13 protein-coding genes are annotated in these 18,121 nt (G+C 73.1%); 7 read left to right on the top strand and 6 right to left on the bottom strand.

What is annotated here, in order from left to right:
* Nucleotides 1–48: 48 nt before the first annotated feature.
* On the top strand, nucleotides 49–1,599 hold the full coding sequence (locus ACX9I7_RS13330; RefSeq protein WP_459387451.1) for an acyl-CoA synthetase: 1,551 nt from the start codon (nucleotides 49–51) through the stop codon (nucleotides 1,597–1,599).
* 50 nt (nucleotides 1,600–1,649) lie between these two features.
* Here the strand turns inward: ACX9I7_RS13330 and ACX9I7_RS13325 are convergent, their stop codons facing one another.
* The 4 genes from ACX9I7_RS13325 to ACX9I7_RS13310 all read right to left on the bottom strand — a co-directional run bounded on the left by ACX9I7_RS13325 (nucleotide 1,650) and on the right by ACX9I7_RS13310 (nucleotide 9,352).
* Nucleotides 1,650–4,091 carry a penicillin acylase family protein gene (locus tag ACX9I7_RS13325; RefSeq protein WP_459387450.1) on the bottom strand — a complete coding sequence of 814 codons (2,442 nt, stop codon included), beginning with the start codon at nucleotides 4,089–4,091 and terminating at the stop codon, nucleotides 1,650–1,652.
* A gap of 94 nt (nucleotides 4,092–4,185) precedes the next feature.
* Nucleotides 4,186–5,478 carry a phenylacetate--CoA ligase PaaK gene (paaK, locus tag ACX9I7_RS13320; protein WP_387573051.1) on the bottom strand — a complete coding sequence of 431 codons (1,293 nt, stop codon included), beginning with the start codon at nucleotides 5,476–5,478 and terminating at the stop codon, nucleotides 4,186–4,188.
* A 123-nt stretch (nucleotides 5,479–5,601) separates the two neighbouring features.
* Nucleotides 5,602–7,551 carry a phosphocholine-specific phospholipase C gene (locus ACX9I7_RS13315; RefSeq protein WP_459387449.1) on the bottom strand — a complete coding sequence of 650 codons (1,950 nt, stop codon included), beginning with the start codon at nucleotides 7,549–7,551 and terminating at the stop codon, nucleotides 5,602–5,604.
* A gap of 124 nt (nucleotides 7,552–7,675) precedes the next feature.
* Nucleotides 7,676–9,352 carry an acyl-CoA synthetase gene (locus ACX9I7_RS13310; protein WP_459387448.1) on the bottom strand — a complete coding sequence of 559 codons (1,677 nt, stop codon included), beginning with the start codon at nucleotides 9,350–9,352 and terminating at the stop codon, nucleotides 7,676–7,678.
* A 152-nt stretch (nucleotides 9,353–9,504) separates the two neighbouring features.
* Between ACX9I7_RS13310 and ACX9I7_RS13305 the strand changes: the two genes are divergently transcribed.
* The 6 genes from ACX9I7_RS13305 (at nucleotide 9,505) to ACX9I7_RS13280 (ending at nucleotide 14,443) form a co-directional block, all read left to right on the top strand.
* Nucleotides 9,505–10,305, top strand: coding sequence for a crotonase/enoyl-CoA hydratase family protein (locus tag ACX9I7_RS13305; RefSeq protein ID WP_459387447.1), 801 nt, complete (start codon nucleotides 9,505–9,507; stop codon nucleotides 10,303–10,305).
* Nucleotides 10,306–10,320: 15 nt separating this feature from the next.
* Entirely contained in the window at nucleotides 10,321–11,265 is a 945-nt protein-coding gene (locus tag ACX9I7_RS13300; protein WP_459387446.1) for an OB-fold nucleic acid binding domain-containing protein, read from the top strand.
* Between the two features lie 30 nt (nucleotides 11,266–11,295).
* Nucleotides 11,296–12,366 (top strand): thiolase domain-containing protein, encoded by a 1,071-nt coding sequence (locus ACX9I7_RS13295; RefSeq protein ID WP_387572739.1) that lies wholly within the window; start codon nucleotides 11,296–11,298, stop codon nucleotides 12,364–12,366.
* A complete protein-coding gene (locus ACX9I7_RS13290; RefSeq protein WP_387572737.1) occupies nucleotides 12,363–13,529 on the top strand; it encodes a thiolase domain-containing protein in 1,167 nt (388 codons plus the stop codon). The genes ACX9I7_RS13295 and ACX9I7_RS13290 overlap by 4 nt, the downstream gene beginning before the upstream one ends.
* 79 nt (nucleotides 13,530–13,608) lie before the next feature.
* Nucleotides 13,609–13,848, top strand: a complete 240-nt coding sequence (locus ACX9I7_RS13285; protein WP_387572734.1) for a DUF397 domain-containing protein — start codon at nucleotides 13,609–13,611, stop codon at nucleotides 13,846–13,848.
* 94 nt (nucleotides 13,849–13,942) lie between these two features.
* Nucleotides 13,943–14,443 (top strand): hypothetical protein, encoded by a 501-nt coding sequence (locus ACX9I7_RS13280; protein ID WP_126913029.1) that lies wholly within the window; start codon nucleotides 13,943–13,945, stop codon nucleotides 14,441–14,443.
* Nucleotides 14,444–14,533: 90 nt separating this feature from the next.
* Here ACX9I7_RS13280 and ACX9I7_RS13275 read toward each other — a convergent pair whose 3' ends face one another.
* Nucleotides 14,534–16,531 (bottom strand): N-acetylmuramoyl-L-alanine amidase, encoded by a 1,998-nt coding sequence (locus tag ACX9I7_RS13275; RefSeq protein WP_459387445.1) that lies wholly within the window; start codon nucleotides 16,529–16,531, stop codon nucleotides 14,534–14,536.
* 259 nt (nucleotides 16,532–16,790) lie between these two features.
* Nucleotides 16,791–17,897, bottom strand: a complete 1,107-nt coding sequence (locus tag ACX9I7_RS13270) for an aminoglycoside phosphotransferase family protein (RefSeq protein WP_387572728.1) — start codon at nucleotides 17,895–17,897, stop codon at nucleotides 16,791–16,793.
* Nucleotides 17,898–18,121: the final 224 nt, after the last annotated feature.

Genomic DNA, 18,121 nt, shown 5'->3' with positions numbered 1-18,121 from the left:
CACCCACAGGCCCGCACCCGGCGGCGCTCCCCAGGAGGGCACGACCTCATGACAGAACAGAGCAACGGCTTCTGGGCCCAGGCCACCGCCGACCCCGACCGGGAGGTCCTGGTCACCCCGTCCGGGGAGCAATGGACGGCAGGCCACCTCCACGCCGAGGCCAACCGCCTCGTCCACGCCCTCCGGGCGGAAGGGCTGCGCGAGGGCGACGCCTTCGCCGCCGTCCTCCCCAACGGCGCCGAATTCCTCACCGCCCATCTCGCCGCCACCCAGGCCGGCCTGTACCTCGTCCCCGTCAACCACCACCTCGTCGCCCCGGAGATCGCCTGGATCCTCGCGGACTCCGGCGCCAAGGCGCTCATCGCCCACGAGCGCTGGGCGGACACCGTGCGGGCCGCCGCCGACGAGGCCGGACTGCCGCCCTCCGGGCGGTACGCGGTCGGGGACATCGCCGGCTTCCGGCCCTACGCCGCCCTCCTCGACGGCCGGCCCACCACGCCGCCCGGCGACCGGACCCTCGGCTGGGTCATGAACTACACCTCCGGCACCACCGGCCGCCCGCGCGGCATCCGCCGCCCCCTGCCCGGCATCCCGCCCGAGGAGGCCCATCTCGGCGGGTTCCTCGGCATCTTCGGCATCAAGCCCCACGACGGCAACGTCCATCTGGTGTGCTCACCGCTCTACCACACCGCCGTCCTGCAATTCGCCGCCGCGTCCCTGCACCTCGGGCACCGGCTGGTGGTCATGGACAAATGGACCCCCGAGGAGATGCTGCGACTGATCGACGCCCACCGCTGCACCCATACGCACATGGTCCCCACCCAGTTCGGCCGGCTGCTCTCCCTGCCCGCCGGCGTACGGGCCGCCTACGACGTCTCCTCGCTGCGGCACGCCATCCACGGCGCCGCGCCCTGCCCGGAGCATGTGAAACGGGCGATGATCGAGTGGTGGGGCGGGTGCGTCGAGGAGTACTACGCGGCCAGCGAGGGCGGTGGCGCGTACGCCACGTCCGAGGAGTGGCTGCGCAAGCCCGGCACGGTCGGCCGTGCCTGGCCCATCAGTGAGATCGCCGTTCTCGACGACGACGGCGAGCCCGTGCCCACCGGGCAGGTCGGCACGGTCTATCTGCGGATGACCACCGGCTCCTTCGCCTACCACAAGGACGCCGACAAGACCCGGCGCGGCCGCGTCGGCGACTTCTTCACCGTCGGCGACCTCGGCCGTCTCGACGAGGACGGCTATCTCTTCCTCCACGACCGCAAGATCGACCTGATCATCTCGGGCGGCGTCAACATCTACCCCGCCGAGGTCGAGTCCGTGCTCCTGGCCCACCCGGCCGTCGCCGACGCCGCCGTCTTCGGCGTCCCGCACGACGACTGGGGTGAGGAGGTCAAGGCCGTCGTCGAACCGGAGCCCGGCCGTTCCCCGGACGCCGCCCTCGCCGCCGAACTCCTCGCCCACTGCGCCGCCCGGCTCGCCGGCTACAAGCGCCCCAGGAGCGTGGAGTTCACCGAATCCATGCCGCGCGACCCCAACGGCAAGCTCTACAAGCGGCTGCTCCGCGACCCGTACTGGCACGGTCGGGCCCGCCCCGTCTGACGGGACCCATCCCGTCGGACAGGACTCGTCCTGTCAGACGGGATCGCGCCTCAGCGCTCGCTCACCTTCACCACCTTCAGCCCCGGCGACGCGAGGATGTCCTTCTCGCAGAACCGGCCCTTGACCATGCGGCCCCGCGAGAACAGCTCGGTCTGGTCGCTGAAGTGCGGCGACGCGGTGTTCGAGGACTGGGAGTACGTCAGCAGCGTCCGTGCCACCGGGCAGCCGCTGCCGTCCCAGCCCACCGCCTGGATGTAGCTGGAGCCCATGCCCACTTCGGTGTAGCCGCCGTGCCCGGCGTCCCAGCGGGCCTCGACGATGTTCCAGACGCCCAGACGGTTGGACCCGCCGGGGACGGGTATGCGCTTGCCTCCGCGTATGACGAACTGGTGCTCGCCCAGCGGGGCGTCGAGGGGTATGCCCGCCGCCCGGAGCTCCGCGACCGCGTCGGCGAGCGAGCGGGTGAATCCGTCCGCCGTGGTGTCGAGCGTGTTCGGCGTGGTCACGGGAGAGGCGGGGGAGAAGGGCACCCGCCACCGCCGGTCGTCCGGGACCGCGTCGGTGAACTTGCGCCAGAAGCGGTCGAAGAGCAGGGCGCCCTTGCTGTCGGTGCGCGTCGTACGGTCCCAACGGGCCAGCACGCCGCACGCCGCCGACACGTCGACGGCCTTGCCGTCGCTGCCCGTCGCCCTGCCGCCCGGCAGCGCGGCGCACGCCTTCGCCGCGTCGGCGGCGGCCAGATCGCCCGCGGGCGCGCGGTCGGAGAACTGGAGCTTCTGGAGGTCGTCCACCGTCAGCTTGCCGCGCCGCGCCATGGCGGCGACGTCCTCGACGGCGCCGCGCGTCCGGTAGGACCGCTCCGTGCCGGTGTCGCCGAAGATCCGGGGGTAGCCGGTGAGCGGCCGGTCCGCGTTGGCCAGCCAGGGACTGTCGTTGGAGTTCTCGGCGTACGGGGCGTCGACCAGGGTCGGCATCGCGGACGGGCCGAAGACACCGGGCTGCAGGGCGTCGGCGTCGGAGCCCGGGACGCAGTCGCCGCGCGAGCCGTCCAGGACCGCCAGGCCGGACGCCTGGAACGTCTGCCGGCCCATCGGCGTGGAACACCGGCCCGCCAGCTCGTCGGTGACGCGCGGCAGCACCTGGGACTGGGTGTAGAGGCTGTGCCCGGCGGAGTCGGCCGCGACGGTGTTCACCCAGGGCAGCCCCTGGGTGCGGCGCAGCGCGTCCTGGGCGCCGCGCACGCCGCGGGCCTTGCTCAGGCCCAGCGAGGTGTCCGTGAAGCGGAGGTTGGCGGCGTTGGGGTCGGCCAGGGCGAACAGCGACGTGTTCGTCCAGGGCGTGGGCAGGTCGCGCCCGAGCCCGCTGATGACCGGGCCGTAGCGCGTCCACCACTGGGTGCGGCTGACCCGCGACAGCCGGCCGTCCTTGCCGCGCACGGAGACGGTGACCTCGCGCTTGGTCAGCTTCTCGGGCTTGCCGTCCACCAGGTACGCGTACGGGTCGGAGGGCGCGGTCTTCAGCTCGTACAGGTTGAGGGGCACGCCCGTGGCCACGGTGTGGCTCCAGGCCATGTGGGCGTTGTGGCCGATGGAGATCATCGGGAGGCCGAGCAGTGAGCCGCCCGAGACGTCGAGTTCACCGGGGATGGTCAGCTGGGACTGCCAGAAGCGGCGGTTGCCCGCCCAGGGGTAGTGCGGATTGCCGAGGAGCAGCCCGCGCCCGCCGGCGGTGGTGGCGCCGGAGAAGGCCACGGCGTTGGAGCCCATGGCGGCGTCGCCGCGCGAGAACAGCTCGCGGGCCGCCCGCGCCGGATCCGCCGGCGCCGCGGCGTTCTTCGGCCGGTGGGCGCCGGGCCCGGACGGGGGCTCGGCGCCGGTGATGCCGTCGGCCACGGCGCCCTGCCCGCCGAGGATGGTGATGGCGTAGCCGCGCCGGGCCACGTCCAGCGCGGTGACGGGACGGACCCACTCGGCGCCCTTGCACGCCGGGTCGTCGACGCGGTTCTGGCGGAGCCAGGCGTTGTAGCCGGCGGCCCAGCCCCGCATCAGCTCCTTGGCCTGGTGGCTGGGCCCGGCCGGCGCGGGCCGGTCGAGGAGCTTCTCCACGGTCCGGGCGTCGTTGATCCCCTGGAAGAACAGATCGCTGGAGAGGTTGTCGCCGGCGTCGGACAGGGACCGGTCGGTTCTGCCCTCGGGGCCGAAGAAGCGCGAGCGCTCCCCGCGCAGGGTGACGAATCCCGTGGCGAGCTCGCACACCTGGTCGGCGGCCTGGGCCCAGCCCGAGCCGAAGCCGACGTTCGCGTAGTCCTTGCCGACGATGTGCGGAATGCCGTATTCGGTGTAGCGGACGACGGCGGAGAGACCGCCGTCCGACGGGTGCCCCGTACGCTCCGGGGCGGCGGCAGCGGCCCCGCTCGGCAGGGAGGCGGCCGCGGCGGCCAGCAGGGCGAGCGAGATGCCCGCGAATGATCGTAAGCGACGGCGAGCGGTCATGGAATCCCCCTGAAGTGACAGAAGTTGACCTCAGTTGAGTGCGTGAAGAAGGACGCCCCGTACGTCCCCACGGTTGACCTTCTTCTCCACGACGTCACTTCGGGCGTTCGTCGACGATCCGTTTGAGCTTGCCGAGGGAGCGCTCCAGGGTCTCGGGCTCCACGATCTCGACGCCCGCCGTCACCCCGATGCCGTCCCTGATCCGCCGCTCCACCTCCGCGGCGGCCGCCGCGCGCCGCTCCGGGGTCGCGTCCGGCCGGGCCTCGGCACGGATCGTGAGCCGGTCCAGCCGGCCCTCTCGCGTGAGCCGCAGCTGGAAGTGGGGTGCCACACCGGGGATGTCCAGCACGATCTCCTCGATCTGCGAGGGGAAGAGATTGACCCCGCGCAGCACGATCATGTCGTCGCAGCGGCCGGTGATCCGCTCCATGCGCCGGAAGGCGGGCCGGGCGGTGCCCGGCAGCAGCCGGGTGAGATCGCCGGTGCGGTAGCGGACCAGCGGCATGGCCTCCTTGGTGAGCGAGGTGAGGACCAGCTCCCCGAACGCCCCCTCGGGCAGGATCTCACCGGTGACCGGATCGACGATCTCCGGGTAGAAGTGGTCCTCCCACAGATGCGGGCCGTCCTTCGTCTCCACGCACTCCTGCGCGACGCCGGGCCCGATCACCTCGGAGAGCCCGTAGATGTCGACGGCGTCGATCGCGAAGCGCTCCTCGATCTCACGGCGCATCTCCTCGGTCCACGGCTCGGCACCGAGGACGCCGACGCGCAGGCTGGTGCTCCGGGGGTCGATGCCCTGGCGCTCGAACTCGTCGAGCAGCGTGAGCATGTACGAGGGGGTCACCATGATGACCTCGGGGCGCAGGTCCTGGATCAGCCGGACCTGGCGGGCGGTCATGCCGCCGGAGGCGGGGACGACCGTGCAGCCGAGCCGCTCGGCCCCGTAATGGGCGCCGAGCCCACCGGTGAACAGGCCGTACCCGTAGGCCACATGGACCGTGTCGCCCGGCCGCACGCCGGCCGCGCGGAGGGAACGGGCCACCACGTCGGCCCACACCTCCAGATCGCGCTCGGTGTAGCCCACGACGGTCGGGGTGCCCGTGGTGCCGCTGGAGGCGTGCAGCCGCCGGAGCCGCGACCGGTCGACCGCGAACATGCCGAAGGGGTACTGCGCCCGCAGATCCGCCTTGGTGGTGAAGGGGAAGCGGACGAGACCGTCCGGCGTCCGGCAGTCCTCCGGGTGCAGCCCGGCGGCGTCGAACGCCCGCCGGTAGAAGGGGACGTTGTCGTAGACATGCTGGAGCGTGGCGCGCAGGCGCTCCCGCTGGAGCGCCTCCAGCTCCTCGCGGGACATGAGCTCCGCCGCGTCGCGCACGCCTGTCCGCATGCCGGCCCCCAGGCCCGCCCGCGCGTCCGTCATCGTCTCCCCCTGCCTCGCCGTGACCCCGAGTGCCCGACCGATCGTTCGGTAGATTCGATGGGATCAAGTATCCAGGGTCACGGCCGGGCGTCAAGGGCTCTTGAGAGTGAACGCCGGAAAGAGGCGCCCCGCGAAGCGGCGCTCGAAGCCGTCGCCCACGTCGGCCGTGACGGTGTGGTCGTAGCCGCCGTCCCGCTCGGCCGTGAGCGTCAGCCGGGCGCTCCCACCCGCCGCCACGGTGGCCCACTGTCCGTCGGAGACCTTGAAGACGACGGGTGCGCCACCGCCGTTGGTCAAGGTCAGACGCAGCGTCCCGGGCACGGCGGGATCAGGCGTCACGGCCGCCTCCGGGTGCCCCTTGGTGCCGTCCGACCAGGTGCGGACGTCGCCCTTGAAGCCGCGCAGATAGCCGTCGGGGCCGTGGAGGTCGACGTCGTACTTCCCGCCGCCGTAGGTCAGGGCGCTGAAGTAGTCGCTCGCCTCGCCGCCCACCGGAACGGTGTAGTGCCACGCCGCGTAGGCACGGTAATTGACCGTGTAGGCGCTGAAACCGGCGCCGAGCGTACCGGTGTTGACCACCTTGAACCACAGCCTGCCGATGGCGGTGTCGGTCCAGGACGTGGTGTCGAAGCCGTAGCCCGTGCGGCGGGCGGGCCGGGTGCCGGGCTCCTGCGCGGGCTGCGGCGGGTCGGCCGGGGGCCGGGCCTCGGGGAGGGAGTGCTGCCGGTCGCAAGCGGCGACGAGCGCGGTGGTGTCCGGCAGCGCGGGGAAGGAGACGTTCTTCGAGGCGAAGTCGAAGGCGCTCATCAGATCGCCGCACACGGTGCGCCGCCAGGCGGAGATGTTGGGCTCCTTGACGCCCGTCCAGTTCTCCAGGAACCGCAGCGGCGAGGTGTGGTCGAGGACCTCGGAGTGGACGTACCCGCCCCGGCTCCACGGCGAGATCACCGTCATCGGCACCCGTGGCCCCAGCCCGATCGGCGCGCCGCCCACGAACTCGTCCGGCGTGCCCGCCGGGGGGACCGGCGGGGCCACGTGGTCGAAGAAGCCGTCGTTCTCGTCGAAGTTGAGGAACACCACCGTCCTGGCCCAGACCTCGGGACGGGCGGCCAGCGACGTAAGGACGTACTTCGCCGTGAAGTCCGCGCCGTACGCGGGCGGGTAGGCGGGGTGCTCCGACTGGCTCTCGGGGGCGACGACCCAGCTGACCGCCGGGAGCCGGCCCGCCGCGACGTCCTGGGCGAAGGCGTCGGCGGGGCGGCGCAGCATGCCGTTGTCGTACAGGGACGAGCCGGGCTTGGCGGCGCGGAACCGGGTGAACCAGGCCAGGGGGTTGTCGTCGTAGTTGTCCTGCTGTTGGTAGACGCGCCAGGAGATCCCGGCCGCCTCCAGGCGTTCGGGGTAGGTCGTCCAGGAGTAGCCTTTCTCGGAGTTGTCGGTGACGGGCCCGCCCTGCTTGCCGCCCGGGTCGACCGTCCCCGTCCACTGGTAGAGCCGGTTGGGGTTGGTGGGGCCCTGGACCGAGCAGAAGTACTGGTCGCAGATGGTGAAGGACTCGGCCAGCGCGAACTGGAACGGGATGTCCTCGCGCCGGTAGTGCCCCATGGTCCAGGCGCTCTTGGCGGGGATCCAGTTGTCGTAGCGGCCGCCGTTCCAGGCGCGGTGGGTGCCGGACCAGCCGTGGTCGAGGTCGCGGACCCGCTGGGCGTCGGTGGTGGCCGTGTCCAGGTGCCAGGGCCGCACCACCCGCCCGCCGAGCGGGCCGAGCGTCGTCTGTCTCAGCACGTCGGAGCCGTCCGGGAAACGGAGCAAGGAACGGTCGCCGAAGCCGCGTACGCCCTTGAGGGTGCCGAAGTAGTGATCGAAGGAACGATTCTCCTGCATCAGGATGACGACATGCGCGACATCGTCGAGCGTGCCGGCGGGAGAGGTCGCCGCCATCGCCTGCTGGAGCGACGAGGGCAGCGCCGAGCTCAGGGCCGTGGCGGCGCCGGTGGCCGCGGCCGCGCCGAGGAAACCGCGACGGGTCAGGGGAGTCATGGGATCTCCTGGGACCGGGGAAAGGGACGGGCGCGTTCAGTGAAGGGCGCCGGGATGACCACCCGCCGCATCCGAGGTGTCCGGCGGCCCAAGAGACGGTGTGGGATGGGTCGGCCGCCCGGACTCAGCCCTGAGCACCCTTCTCCGCCGCCCCGTCGGCGGGACGCTCAGCTCCGGATCCCCGCTCCGCCGCCGCCCGCGCCCAGCGGTAGTCCGCCTTGCCGCTCGGCGAGCGCTCGACGCGCTCCGTCAGCACCAGGCCCCGCGGCACCTTGTATCCCGCCAGCCGCGCCCGGCAGTGCGTCTGGAGCGCGTCCAGGGTCGGGGGCTCCATCCCCTCCCGGGGCTGGACGACCGCCGTGACGCGCTGGCCCCAGCGGGCGTCCGGAACGCCCGTGACCAGCACGTCGTAGACGGCCGGGTGGGCCTTGAGGACCTGTTCGACCTCCTCCGGGAAGACCTTCTCGCCGCCCGTGTTGATGCACTGGGAGCCGCGCCCGAGGACGGTCACCACCCCGTCGGCGTCCACGGTCGCCATGTCGCCGAGCAGCACCCAGCGTTCCCCGCCGGAGGTGAAGAAGGTCTCGGCCGTCTTCACCGGGTCGTTGTGGTAGCCGAGCGGCACGTGCCCGCGCTGGGCGACGCGGCCCGGCACGCCCGGGGCGACCGGCCGGTGGGTCACCGGGTCCACCACGGTCGTACGGTCGTTGACGCGCAGCCGGAAGCCCCGCTCGGGCCCGGAGTCCTCGGTGGCGGTGCCGTTGAAACCCGACTCCGAGGAGCCGAAGTTGTTGACGATCCGCACCCCGGGCAGCAGCGCCGTGAACCGCTCGCGTACAGCCTCCGACAGCACGGCCCCCGAGCTGCTGACGCTGAGCAGCGACGAGCAGTCGGTTCCCCGCAGCGGGCCAGCCAGGGTCTCCGCCAGGGGGCGCAGCATCGCGTCGCCGACCAGGGAGACGTTGGTGACCCGCTCCCGGGCGATCGTGCGCAGCACCTCCTCCGGGACGTACTTGCGGTGCAGGACCACCTTCTGTCCGAGGAGGTGGGCGATGAGCGCGGTGAGCGTGGACGTGCCGTGCATCAGCGGCGCGGTGGGGAAGAAGACCAGGCCCTCGCCGCCCGCCGCCACGCGCTCGGCCACCTCCTCCGGCCGCTCGACCGGCTCGCCCGTCGGCGCGCCCCCGCCGAGCCCGGAGAAGAACAGGTCCTCCTGCCGCCACACCACGCCCTTGGGCATCCCGGTGGTGCCGCCGGTGTAGACGATGAACCGGTCGTCGCCCGAGCGCGGGCCCACGGTGCCGCGCACGGCGGAGCCGGACGCCTCGGCGTCGGCGAGGTCCACCGGGGTGACGGCCGGTTCCGGGGCGCCGGCGGGCGGCGGCCCCACCCGGACGAGGTGCCGCAGCCGCCCCCCGGACCGGGGGAGGGCCGCCGCCACCCGTGCGGTGAAGGAGCCGTCGAAGACCAGCGCGACCAGGTCCGCGTCACGATAGAGGTAGGCCAGCTCGTCCTCGACGTAGCGGTAGTTGACGTTGACCGGTACCGCCCGGACCTTCAGGCAGGCCCAGAGCGTCTCCAGGTACGCCACGCCGTTGTAGAGGTGCAGCCCCACGTGGTCGCCCGGGCCGACGCCGCTGCCGAAGAGGTGGCCGGCGAGCCGGCCCGCCGCCGTGTCCAGCTCCTCGTACGTCAGCCGGCGCTCGGCGCCGCCGCCGGGGAGGTCGAGGTGGACGAGGGCCTCCCTGGCGGGGACCACGTCCACGACCGACTCGAGGAGATCCGCGAGGTTGTAGTCCACGGCGGTCATTAGAGCGCCGGGGCGCGGCGACCGGAAGGGCCACGACCCAAGAAATCTGACGATCAGTCAGAAAACTATTGAACCGTGCCCCCGCCTCCTGCACGCTGTTCCGGTCCTCGCAACCGGAGAAGAACCACGACGGGAGGTCCGCCATGGGCGGGACCGAGCACCTCACCGTGGAGCGCGTCGGCGCCACGCTCGTCCTCACCCTCGACCGGCCGGAGGCGAGGAACGCGCTGTCCCTGCCGATGCTCGCCGGCCTCCACGACGCCTGGCTGCTCGCCGACGCCGACGACGGCGTCCGCTCGGTCGTCCTGACCGGCGCGGGCGGCGCGTTCTGCTCCGGCATGGACCTCAAGGCGCTCGCGGACCGACGGGATCCGGACGACCCCGTCCGCGCCCGCTTCAAGGCCGACCCCGACCTCCACTGGAAGGCCATGCTTCGCCACCACCGGCCCCGCAAGCCCGTGATCGCCGCCGTCGAGGGCCCCTGCGTCGCGGGCGGCACCGAACTCCTCCAGGGCACCGACATCCGCATCGCGGGCGCCGGCGCCGTCTTCGGCCTCTTCGAGGTCCGCCGCGGCCTCTTCCCCATCGGCGGCTCCACGGTCCGGCTGCCCCGGCAGGTCCCCCACACCCACGCCATGGAGATGCTGCTCACCGGACGCCCCTACACCGCCGCCGAAGCCGAGCGCATCGGCCTCATCGGCCACGTCGTCCCCGACGGCACCGCCCTCGAACGGGCCCTCGCGACCGCCGAACTCGTCAACGCCAACGCCCCGCTCGCCGTCGAGGCCGTCAAGGCCTGCGTCCACGACGCCGCGGCCCTCCCCGAACCCGACGCGCTCGCCCTCGAACTCGAACGCGGCCGGCCCGTCTTCGACACCGCCGACGCCCAGGAAGGCGCCCGCGCCTTCGCCGAGAAGCGCCCCGCCGTCTTCCGCCGCGCCTGACGAGGAGGCGAACCGATGCCGGAACAGCTCACCGCGCCCCTCGTCGTCTCCTTCCCCTTCACCCGGTCCCTCGGCCCCGTCCAGAGCGCCTTCCTCACCGGCCTGCGCGAACGCGTCGTCCTCGGCGTCCGCGCCCACGACGGCCGCGTGCTCGTACCGCCCGCCGAATACGACCCCATCACCGCCGAGGAGATCCGCGAACTCGTGGAAGTGGGCACCACCGGCACGGTCACCACCTGGGCCTGGAACCCCGCCCCCCGCCCGAACCAGCCGCTGGCCACCCCCTTCGCCTGGGTGCTCGTACGCCTCGACGGCGCCGACACCGCCCTCCTCCACGCCCTCGACGTCCCCGGCTCCGAAGCCGTCCGCACCGGCGCGCGCGTCCGCGTCCGCTGGGCGGCACAGCGCACCGGAGCCATCACCGACATCGCCTGCTTCGAGCCCCACGACGGACCGGAAACCGGCCACGCCACCCCGCACGACGGCACGTTCAGCGACCCCGTCACCAGCCTCACCGCCCCCGCCCGCCTCGACTACACCTACACACCCGGCCGCGCCCAGACCCGCCACCTCGGGAACCTCGCCCGCCGTCTCCTCACCGGCGAACGCTGCCCTTCCTGCCGCAAGGTCCACGTACCGCCGCGCGGTGCCTGCCCCACCTGCGGAGTCGCCGCCACCGAGCAGGTCGTCGTCGGCCCCCGCGGCACGGTCACCACCTTCTGCGTCGTCAACATCAAGGCGAAGAACCTGGCCATCGACGTGCCCTACGTCTACGCCCACATCGCCCTCGACGGCGCCGACCTCGCCCTCCACGGGCGCATCGCCGGCATCCCCTACGACCAGGTGCGCATGGGGCTGCGCGTCGAGCCCGTCTGGCGCGACGGCGACCGCCACCCCGACCACTACCGGCCCACCGGCGAACCCGACGCCGACTACGACACCTACAAGAGGCTGCTGTGACCAAGAGGCTGCCGTGACCAGGAGGCCGCTGTGACGCCGCGCCCCCGCGACGTGGCCGTCGTCGCCTTCGCCCAGAGCGACCACCGCCGCGCCACCCCCGGGCTCTCCGAGACGGAACTGCTCCTCCCCGTCCTGCGCGAGGTCCTCGACCGGGCCGGACTCGCTCCCGGCGAGGCCGACTTCACCTGCTCCGGCTCCAGCGACTACCTCGCCGGCCGGCCCTTCTCCTTCACCCTCACCCTCGACGGCGTCGGCGCCTGGCCCCCGATCGCCGAGTCCCACGTCGAGATGGACGGGGCCTGGGCCCTGTACGAGGCCTGGGTGAAGATCCTCACCGGCGAGGCGGACACCGCACTCGTCTACGCCCACGGCAAGTCCTCCGCGGGCGACGTCCGCGACGTCCTCACCCGCCAGCTCGACCCCTGCTACCTGGCACCCCTGTGGCCGGATTCCGTCTCGCTGGCCGCCCTCCAGGCCCAGGCCCTCATCGACGCCGGAGAGACCGACGAGGACGACCTCGCCGCCATCGCCGCCCGCAACCGCGCGGCCGCCACCGGCAACCCCCATGCCCAACTGCGCGGCGCCGTCCCCCACGGCGACTACGTCGTACGCCCCCTGCGCACCGGCGACTGCCCGCCCGTCAGCGACGGCGCCGCGGCCGTCGTCCTCGCCGCGGGCGAACGCGCCCGGCGGATGTGCCGCCGGCCCGCCTGGATCCGCGGCATCGACCACCGGATCGAACCCCACGACCCGGGCCGGCGCGACCTCACCGACTCGCCCTCCACCCGCCTGGCCGCCGAACGCGCCGGGGCCTTCGACGCGCCCGTCGACACCGCCGAACTCCACGCGCCCTTCACCGCCCAGGAAGTGATCCTGCGCAAGGCGCTCCGCCTCACCGGCGACGTCCGCGTCAACCCCTCCGGCGGCGCCCTCGCCGCCCACCCCCTCATGGCCGCCGGGCTCGTCCGCATCGGCGAGGCCGCCGCCCGTATCCACCGGGGCGAGTCCCATCGGGCCCTCGCCCACGCCACCTCCGGCCCCTGCCTCCAGCAGAACCTCGTCGCCGTGCTGGAAGCCGAGCTGGAAGGAGAACCCGCGTGAGCAAGGAACCCGTGGCCGTCGCCGGCATCGGACAGACCCACCACGCCGCCGCCCGCCGGGACGTCTCCCTCGCCGGACTCGTCCGCGAGGCCGCCCGGCGCGCCCTCGACGACGCCGCCCTCACCTGGACCGACATCGAAGCCGTCGTCATCGGCAAGGCCCCCGACTTCTTCGAGGGCGTCATGATGCCCGAGCTCCACCTCGCCGACGCCCTCGGCGCGGCCGGCAAACCCGTCCTGCGCGTCCACACCGCCGGCTCCGTCGGCGGCTCCACCGCCCTCGTCGCCGCGAACCTCGTCGCCGCCCGCGTCCACCGGACCGTCCTCGCCCTGGCCTTCGAAAAGCAGTCCGAGTCCAACGCCATGTGGGGCCTCTCCCTGCCCGTCCCCTTCCAGCCACCCCTCCTGGCCGGCGCGGGCGGCTTCTTCGCCCCGCACGTCCGCGCGTACATCCGCCGCACCGGCGCCCCCGCCGGCACCGGCACGCTCGTCGCCCACAAGGACCGCCGCAACGCCCTGAGGAACCCCTACGCCCACCTCCACGAACACGGCCTCACCCTGGAGGCGGTGCGCTCCTCGCCCATGCTCTGGGACCCCATCCGCTACTCGGAGACCTGCCCCTCCTCCGACGGGGCCTGCGCCATGGTGCTCACCGACCGCGCCGGCGCCGCCCGCGCCCCGCGGCCGCCCGCCTGGGTGCACGGCGGGGCCATGCGCAGCGAACCCACCCTCTTCGCGGGCAAGGACTTCGTCTCCCCGCGCGCCGGCCGCGACTGCGCCGCCGACGTCTACCGCCAGGCCGGGATCACCGACCCCCGCCGCGAGATCGACGTCGCCGAGCTGTACGTCCCCTTCAGCTGGTACGAGCCGATGTGGCTGGAGAACCTCGGCCTCGCCGCCGAGGGCGAGGGCTGGAAGCTCGTCGAGTCCGGCGCCACCGAACGGGACGGCGACCTTCCCGTCAACCCCTCGGGCGGGGTCCTGTCCACCAACCCCATCGGGGCCTCCGGCATGCTCCGCTTCGCCGAGGCCGCGCTCCAGGTGCGGGGCGCGGCGGGGGAGCACCAGGTGCCCGGCGCGCGCAGGGCCCTCGGGCACGCCTACGGCGGCGGCGCCCAGTTCTTCGCCATGTGGCTCGTCGCCGCCGCCCCGCCCACCGGATGAGGCCGGATCCGGGGGCCTGTCGGGCACCGGCCGCGCTCGCTAGTGTGGGCGGCGACGACGAGCCGGAAGGGGTACGGACGTGGCGGACAGCACGACCGAACAACTGGCGGGCGACATGAGGCCGGAGCTCGACCTCGCCACGGCCACGTGGCAGTCGAGCGACCGGGGGAGCCGGGGCAACGTGCAGATCGCCTTCGTGGAGGGCTACATCGCCCTGCGGGACCGCAGGGACCCCGACGTCCCGGCGGTGATCTTCTCACCGGGCGAGTGGCGGGCGTTCATGCTGAGCGCGCGGGCCGGGGAATTCGACCTCACCTGACCGGGCGCGCCGGAGCGGCCGGCTCCCCGTGAAGGGACCCGCCCGACGGGTTCCCCGGCGGCACGGCGCCGCGGCGGGCACGTACGATGTGGGCATGTCCTTCCTCCGCCGCCGCAGCGCCGCCACCCCCACCGGGCCGGACTTCGACGTCCTCGCCATGGACCCCGGTGACTGGCCGGGTGATCTCGGTGCCGGGCTGCTCCCCGCGCCCGACGGCAGCTGCCAGGGGGTCTTCCTCCGCTACGACCTGTTCGGCGGCCGCGGTCCCGCGATGATCATCGGCAATCTGCCCGAGGGGTCCCCGGCCCGGGAGCTCGGCGAGGGCCAGGTGCCCTTCGAGGTGGCCCAGCTGCTGGCCGCCCTCGGCAACGACGAGCCGGTCCAGGTGGTGGAGACCGAGGACGTGCCCGTCATGCACGAGGACAACCTCCTCATCGTGCGCCGCCTGAAGTGCTCCGAGAGCCGGATCTCCTGCACCCAGTTCGACCGCAGCGACGGCGTCCTCGTCACCATCGCCAGCTGGGACCGGCCGATCACGGACGACCTCTACCAGCTGCTGAAGCCCCTTCCGGCGGAGATGTTCCAGGCCGGTTAGGACGCCAGGCCGGTTGGGATCGCCACCGGCCCCACGGATCAGCGGAGCCCGGCACGCCGTCGCGTGCCGGGCTCCCGCCGTGCCGGGCCGCTACCACCGGGAGGAGTGGACCTCCACGTCGGCGGCCTTCACAAAGGCCACCCGGTGCCCGAACTGGATCTCGTAGTAGACGTCCTTGCCCCGGACGATCCGGTGGCCCGCCGGCTCGAAGGTCGCCGCCCACAGGTATTCGCTCGGCGAGGTCGCCCCCACCACGTACGACTGCCCGGCGAGCAGCTTGTACGGCAACGGCGTCACGGTCTGCACCGGAACGCCCGCCGGATAGGCCTCCTTCTCCGGGTAGGCGCGCCCGTACACCGGGATCTCGGCCAGGCCCTCCCTCGGAGTGATCAGCCGGCCGTGGGCGCCCACCGCCGTCGGATCCCACCAGGGGTTGCGGAACCACGCCTTCTGGCCCAGGTACCAGATCGCCGTCCAGCCGCCCTGCCGGTCGGCCACGGCGAACTGCTGACCGGTGGAGGCCCGGGCACCCGTGTCGTTGACGTCGATCGTCGACGGGCTGCCGTCCGGGCGCAGACCGATGTCCCGGATCAGCGGGGCGTCCTCGCGCGGGGCGGTGTGCAGCCGCACGGCACCCGAGCCGTGGGGGGAGCACTTCTCGCCCGGCTTGGCGCAGCCGGTGTAGACCGGCTGGTGGTCCTCGTAGTCGGGCGCGATGGTGACCATCCCGCTGAGGGGACTGGCGTCCGCCTCGAAGGGCTGGCCCATCAGGTCGAAGTAGTGCGCCCAGTCCCAGTACGGCCCGGGGTCGGTGTGCATGCCCCTGATGGTCGACGGGACGGTGCCCGGGACGTTGTCGTGGCCCAGGATGTGCCGGCGGTCCAGCGGGATGTCCAGCTTGTCCGCCAGATACTCCACCAGCCGGGCCGACGTGCGGTACATCTCCTCGGTGTACCAGGCGTCGGGCTGGGCCAGGAAGCCCTCGTGCTCGATGCCGACGGACTTGGCGTTCACGTACCAGTTCCCCGCGTGCCAGGCGACGTCCTTGGTGGGAACGTGCTGGGCGATGTGGCCGTCCCCGGAGCGCACGGTGTAGTTCCAGGAGACGTACGCCGGATCCTTGATCAGCTTGATCGTCGTCTCCCACGTCCCCTCGGTGTCGTGGATGACGATGAAGTCGACCTTCTGCGAGGCGGGCCGGTCGGCGAGGTCGTGATTGCCGTAGTCCTTGCCCTCCAGCCGCTGGTACGGCGCCGGGATCGACTCGCAGGCCACCGACTCCGGGCACTCGGTGCCCCGGGAGGGGGCCGTGCCGAGCCCCAGCCGTCGCACCTGCTCGGCGTGGGGGGCGACCCGGGGGGCGGCGGGCAGGACGACCGTCTGGCCGCTGTCGGTGGTGCGCCGCTGTCCCTTGCGGATGACGTCGAAGACGTCGTTGGCGAAGGTGGTCGCCGTGGCGGCGTCGGTGGCGCCGGAGTAGCCGGCCACCGCCGCGTACCAGTCGGCGGCGTCACCGCTCAGCGGCAGGCCGAGGCGCTTCTGCTCGGCGGCCAGCAGGGCCGCGCCACCCTGGAGGTTGGCGGCGGTGCTCGCGCGCAGCTCCTTGGGGGAGCGCCCGGTCAGCTCGGCGGCCCGCGCCAGGGTGCGCAGCCGGGCCGGGAGGGCGGCGGGCGCGGGGACGTCCATCGCGCGGCGGCTCGCGGCGCGCGGGCGGGCGAGATCACCCCGGGCGTCCTCGCCGGGGTCGCTGTGGTGGGGGGCGGCGGCCAGGGCGGTGGCGGCGTCGGTGAGATGCATCGGGCCGTAGCCGGCGGTGACGCTGGGGGCGCCGCCATGGCTGTCCCAGCGGGACTCCAGATAGGAGACGGCGAGCAGCACACTGCCGGGTACGTGGTAGCGGGCGGCCGCCTGGGCGAACTCCCGCTGGAGCGCGCCGGCGGCGGGTTTGCCCGCCGTGGCGGCCGGGCCGGCCGTGGCCATCGGCAGGAGCAGGGCCGCCGAGGCGACCGCACCGAACACCCGGGTCCGGTGGCTTCTTCGTCTGCCGGTCCTCGCGTTCCGTCGTGACTCCGGTACGGATCCTCGCAATGCGGCCTCCTCGGGACGGGCCGTGCCGAGCGCTTGGACTGCTGATGGACCGAACTTACCAAGAGCAAAGCCCCGGCAGACGATCCGTCAATATGACTGGAGTGGCGCTCATCAGACTGAGTGGCTGGCGCAATCCACGTCAACGCCCGCGCCGGGGGTTTCCCGACGCGGGCGAGGGAACGCACCGGAGCCGTGCTCGCCCGTCCGGGCGAGCACCGACACGCCGTAAGTCGGCGGAACGGCGTGTCGGTGCGGCCCCTCAGCGTGTACCGACGGCGGCCCGGACGGCCCGGCGGGCCATCGCGCAGTCGTCGTGGAGCCGACGGAGAAGGAGTCGCTGCTCCTCACCGGACTCGGGGGTGCTGCCGGGCGGTGCGGGCTCGTGCATCGAGCGCTGCACGGCCGTCTCGTACGTCCTGATCTCCCGGGTGAGGACCAGCATCAGGTTGACCAGGAAGGCGTCCCGGGCGGTCGTCCCCGCCTGCTGGGCGTGCTGGCTGATCTGACGCCGTGCCAGGGGGGCGTCGCCGAGGACGGTCCACAGCGTCGCCAGGTCGTACCCCGGCAGGTACCAGCCGGCGTGGTCCCAGTCGACGAGCACCGGCCCGGCGGGGGAGAGCAGGACATTGGACAGCTGGGCGTCGCCGTGGCAGAACTGCCCCTGGACATGGGCCAGGCCGTGGAGCAGCTTCTGGAGATCGCCCATATCGCGGTCGGTCAGCAGACCGAGCTCGTGATAGCGGGCGATGCGCTTTCCGTAGTCCAGCGGCATGTCGAACATCCCGGCGGGCGGCCGCCAGAGGTTGACCCGGCAGATCGCGCCGAGCGCCGCCCGGACGTCCGCGCGGGGCAGGGTGTCCACCGGGTGCCGCTGGGTGGCGGCGGGCCGGCCGGGCATCCGCTCGATGACCAGGGTGCAGTGCTCCGGATCGGCGGCGATGAGCCGCGGGACCCGGACCGGGGGGCGATGCCGGACAAACGCCCGATATGTGGCTATTTCATGACGGAATCGCTCGGCCCATGCGGAGGAATGATCCAGTAAACACTTCGCCACGGCCGTACTCCGACCGGTGGTGCCGACCAGGAGGACGGAGCGCCCGCCCCGGCGCAGCACCTGGACGGGGTTGAACTCGGGGCAGATGCGATGGACCGATGAGATCACCGTGCGCAGCTGCGCGCCCTGGGGGCCGGACAAGTCGATTCTCCCGCTGAGCGGTTGGGTGCCCGGCCCCGGGGCCCTCCGCGCCCGCCCGCCCCCGAACGCGGCCCCCACGGCGTGGGACGGATCGAGGTACGGGCCGCCGCCGCTCTGCTGGGGGCGGAGCGGCCGGGGCGGAGCGGACACGGAGGTCGAGGCTGCATACATGAGCGGAACAGGTCCCTTCGTGTCGGCGAATTGCGGCGCTACCCGGTCCCCGGTCCCTTGGGCACCCTGGGGAATGCGGCCGGGTTGCCGGGTGGCCGGGGTTGCGCGTTCCTACATCACACCCGATCGCGGGTGGCACACCATCTGGCGCACCCTGGCGAACCCTGGCGAATACTCGCTTGGCCCATGACGGCCCGAGTACCTTCAAGTCAGCCGAGGAACCT

Source organism: Streptomyces sp. L500 (assembly GCF_054551825.1).
The sequence above is the reverse complement of the archived record's forward strand: the minus strand, read 5'-3'. Positions and strand labels throughout refer to the sequence as shown.

Bases quoted from the DNA above. Each gene is read 5' to 3' on its own strand.
- ACX9I7_RS13330 (WP_459387451.1), top strand. From the start codon at position 49: ATGACAGAACAGAGCAACGGCTTCTGGGCCCAGGCCACCGCCGACCCC.
- ACX9I7_RS13325 (WP_459387450.1), bottom strand. From the start codon at position 4,091: ATGACCGCTCGCCGTCGCTTACGATCATTCGCGGGCATCTCGCTCGCC.
- paaK (WP_387573051.1), bottom strand. From the start codon at position 5,478: ATGCGGACAGGCGTGCGCGACGCGGCGGAGCTCATGTCCCGCGAGGAG.
- ACX9I7_RS13315 (WP_459387449.1), bottom strand. From the start codon at position 7,551: ATGACTCCCCTGACCCGTCGCGGTTTCCTCGGCGCGGCCGCGGCCACC.
- ACX9I7_RS13305 (WP_459387447.1), top strand. From the start codon at position 9,505: ATGGGCGGGACCGAGCACCTCACCGTGGAGCGCGTCGGCGCCACGCTC.
- ACX9I7_RS13300 (WP_459387446.1), top strand. From the start codon at position 10,321: ATGCCGGAACAGCTCACCGCGCCCCTCGTCGTCTCCTTCCCCTTCACC.
- ACX9I7_RS13280 (WP_126913029.1), top strand. From the start codon at position 13,943: ATGTCCTTCCTCCGCCGCCGCAGCGCCGCCACCCCCACCGGGCCGGAC.
- ACX9I7_RS13270 (WP_387572728.1), bottom strand. From the start codon at position 17,897: ATGTATGCAGCCTCGACCTCCGTGTCCGCTCCGCCCCGGCCGCTCCGC.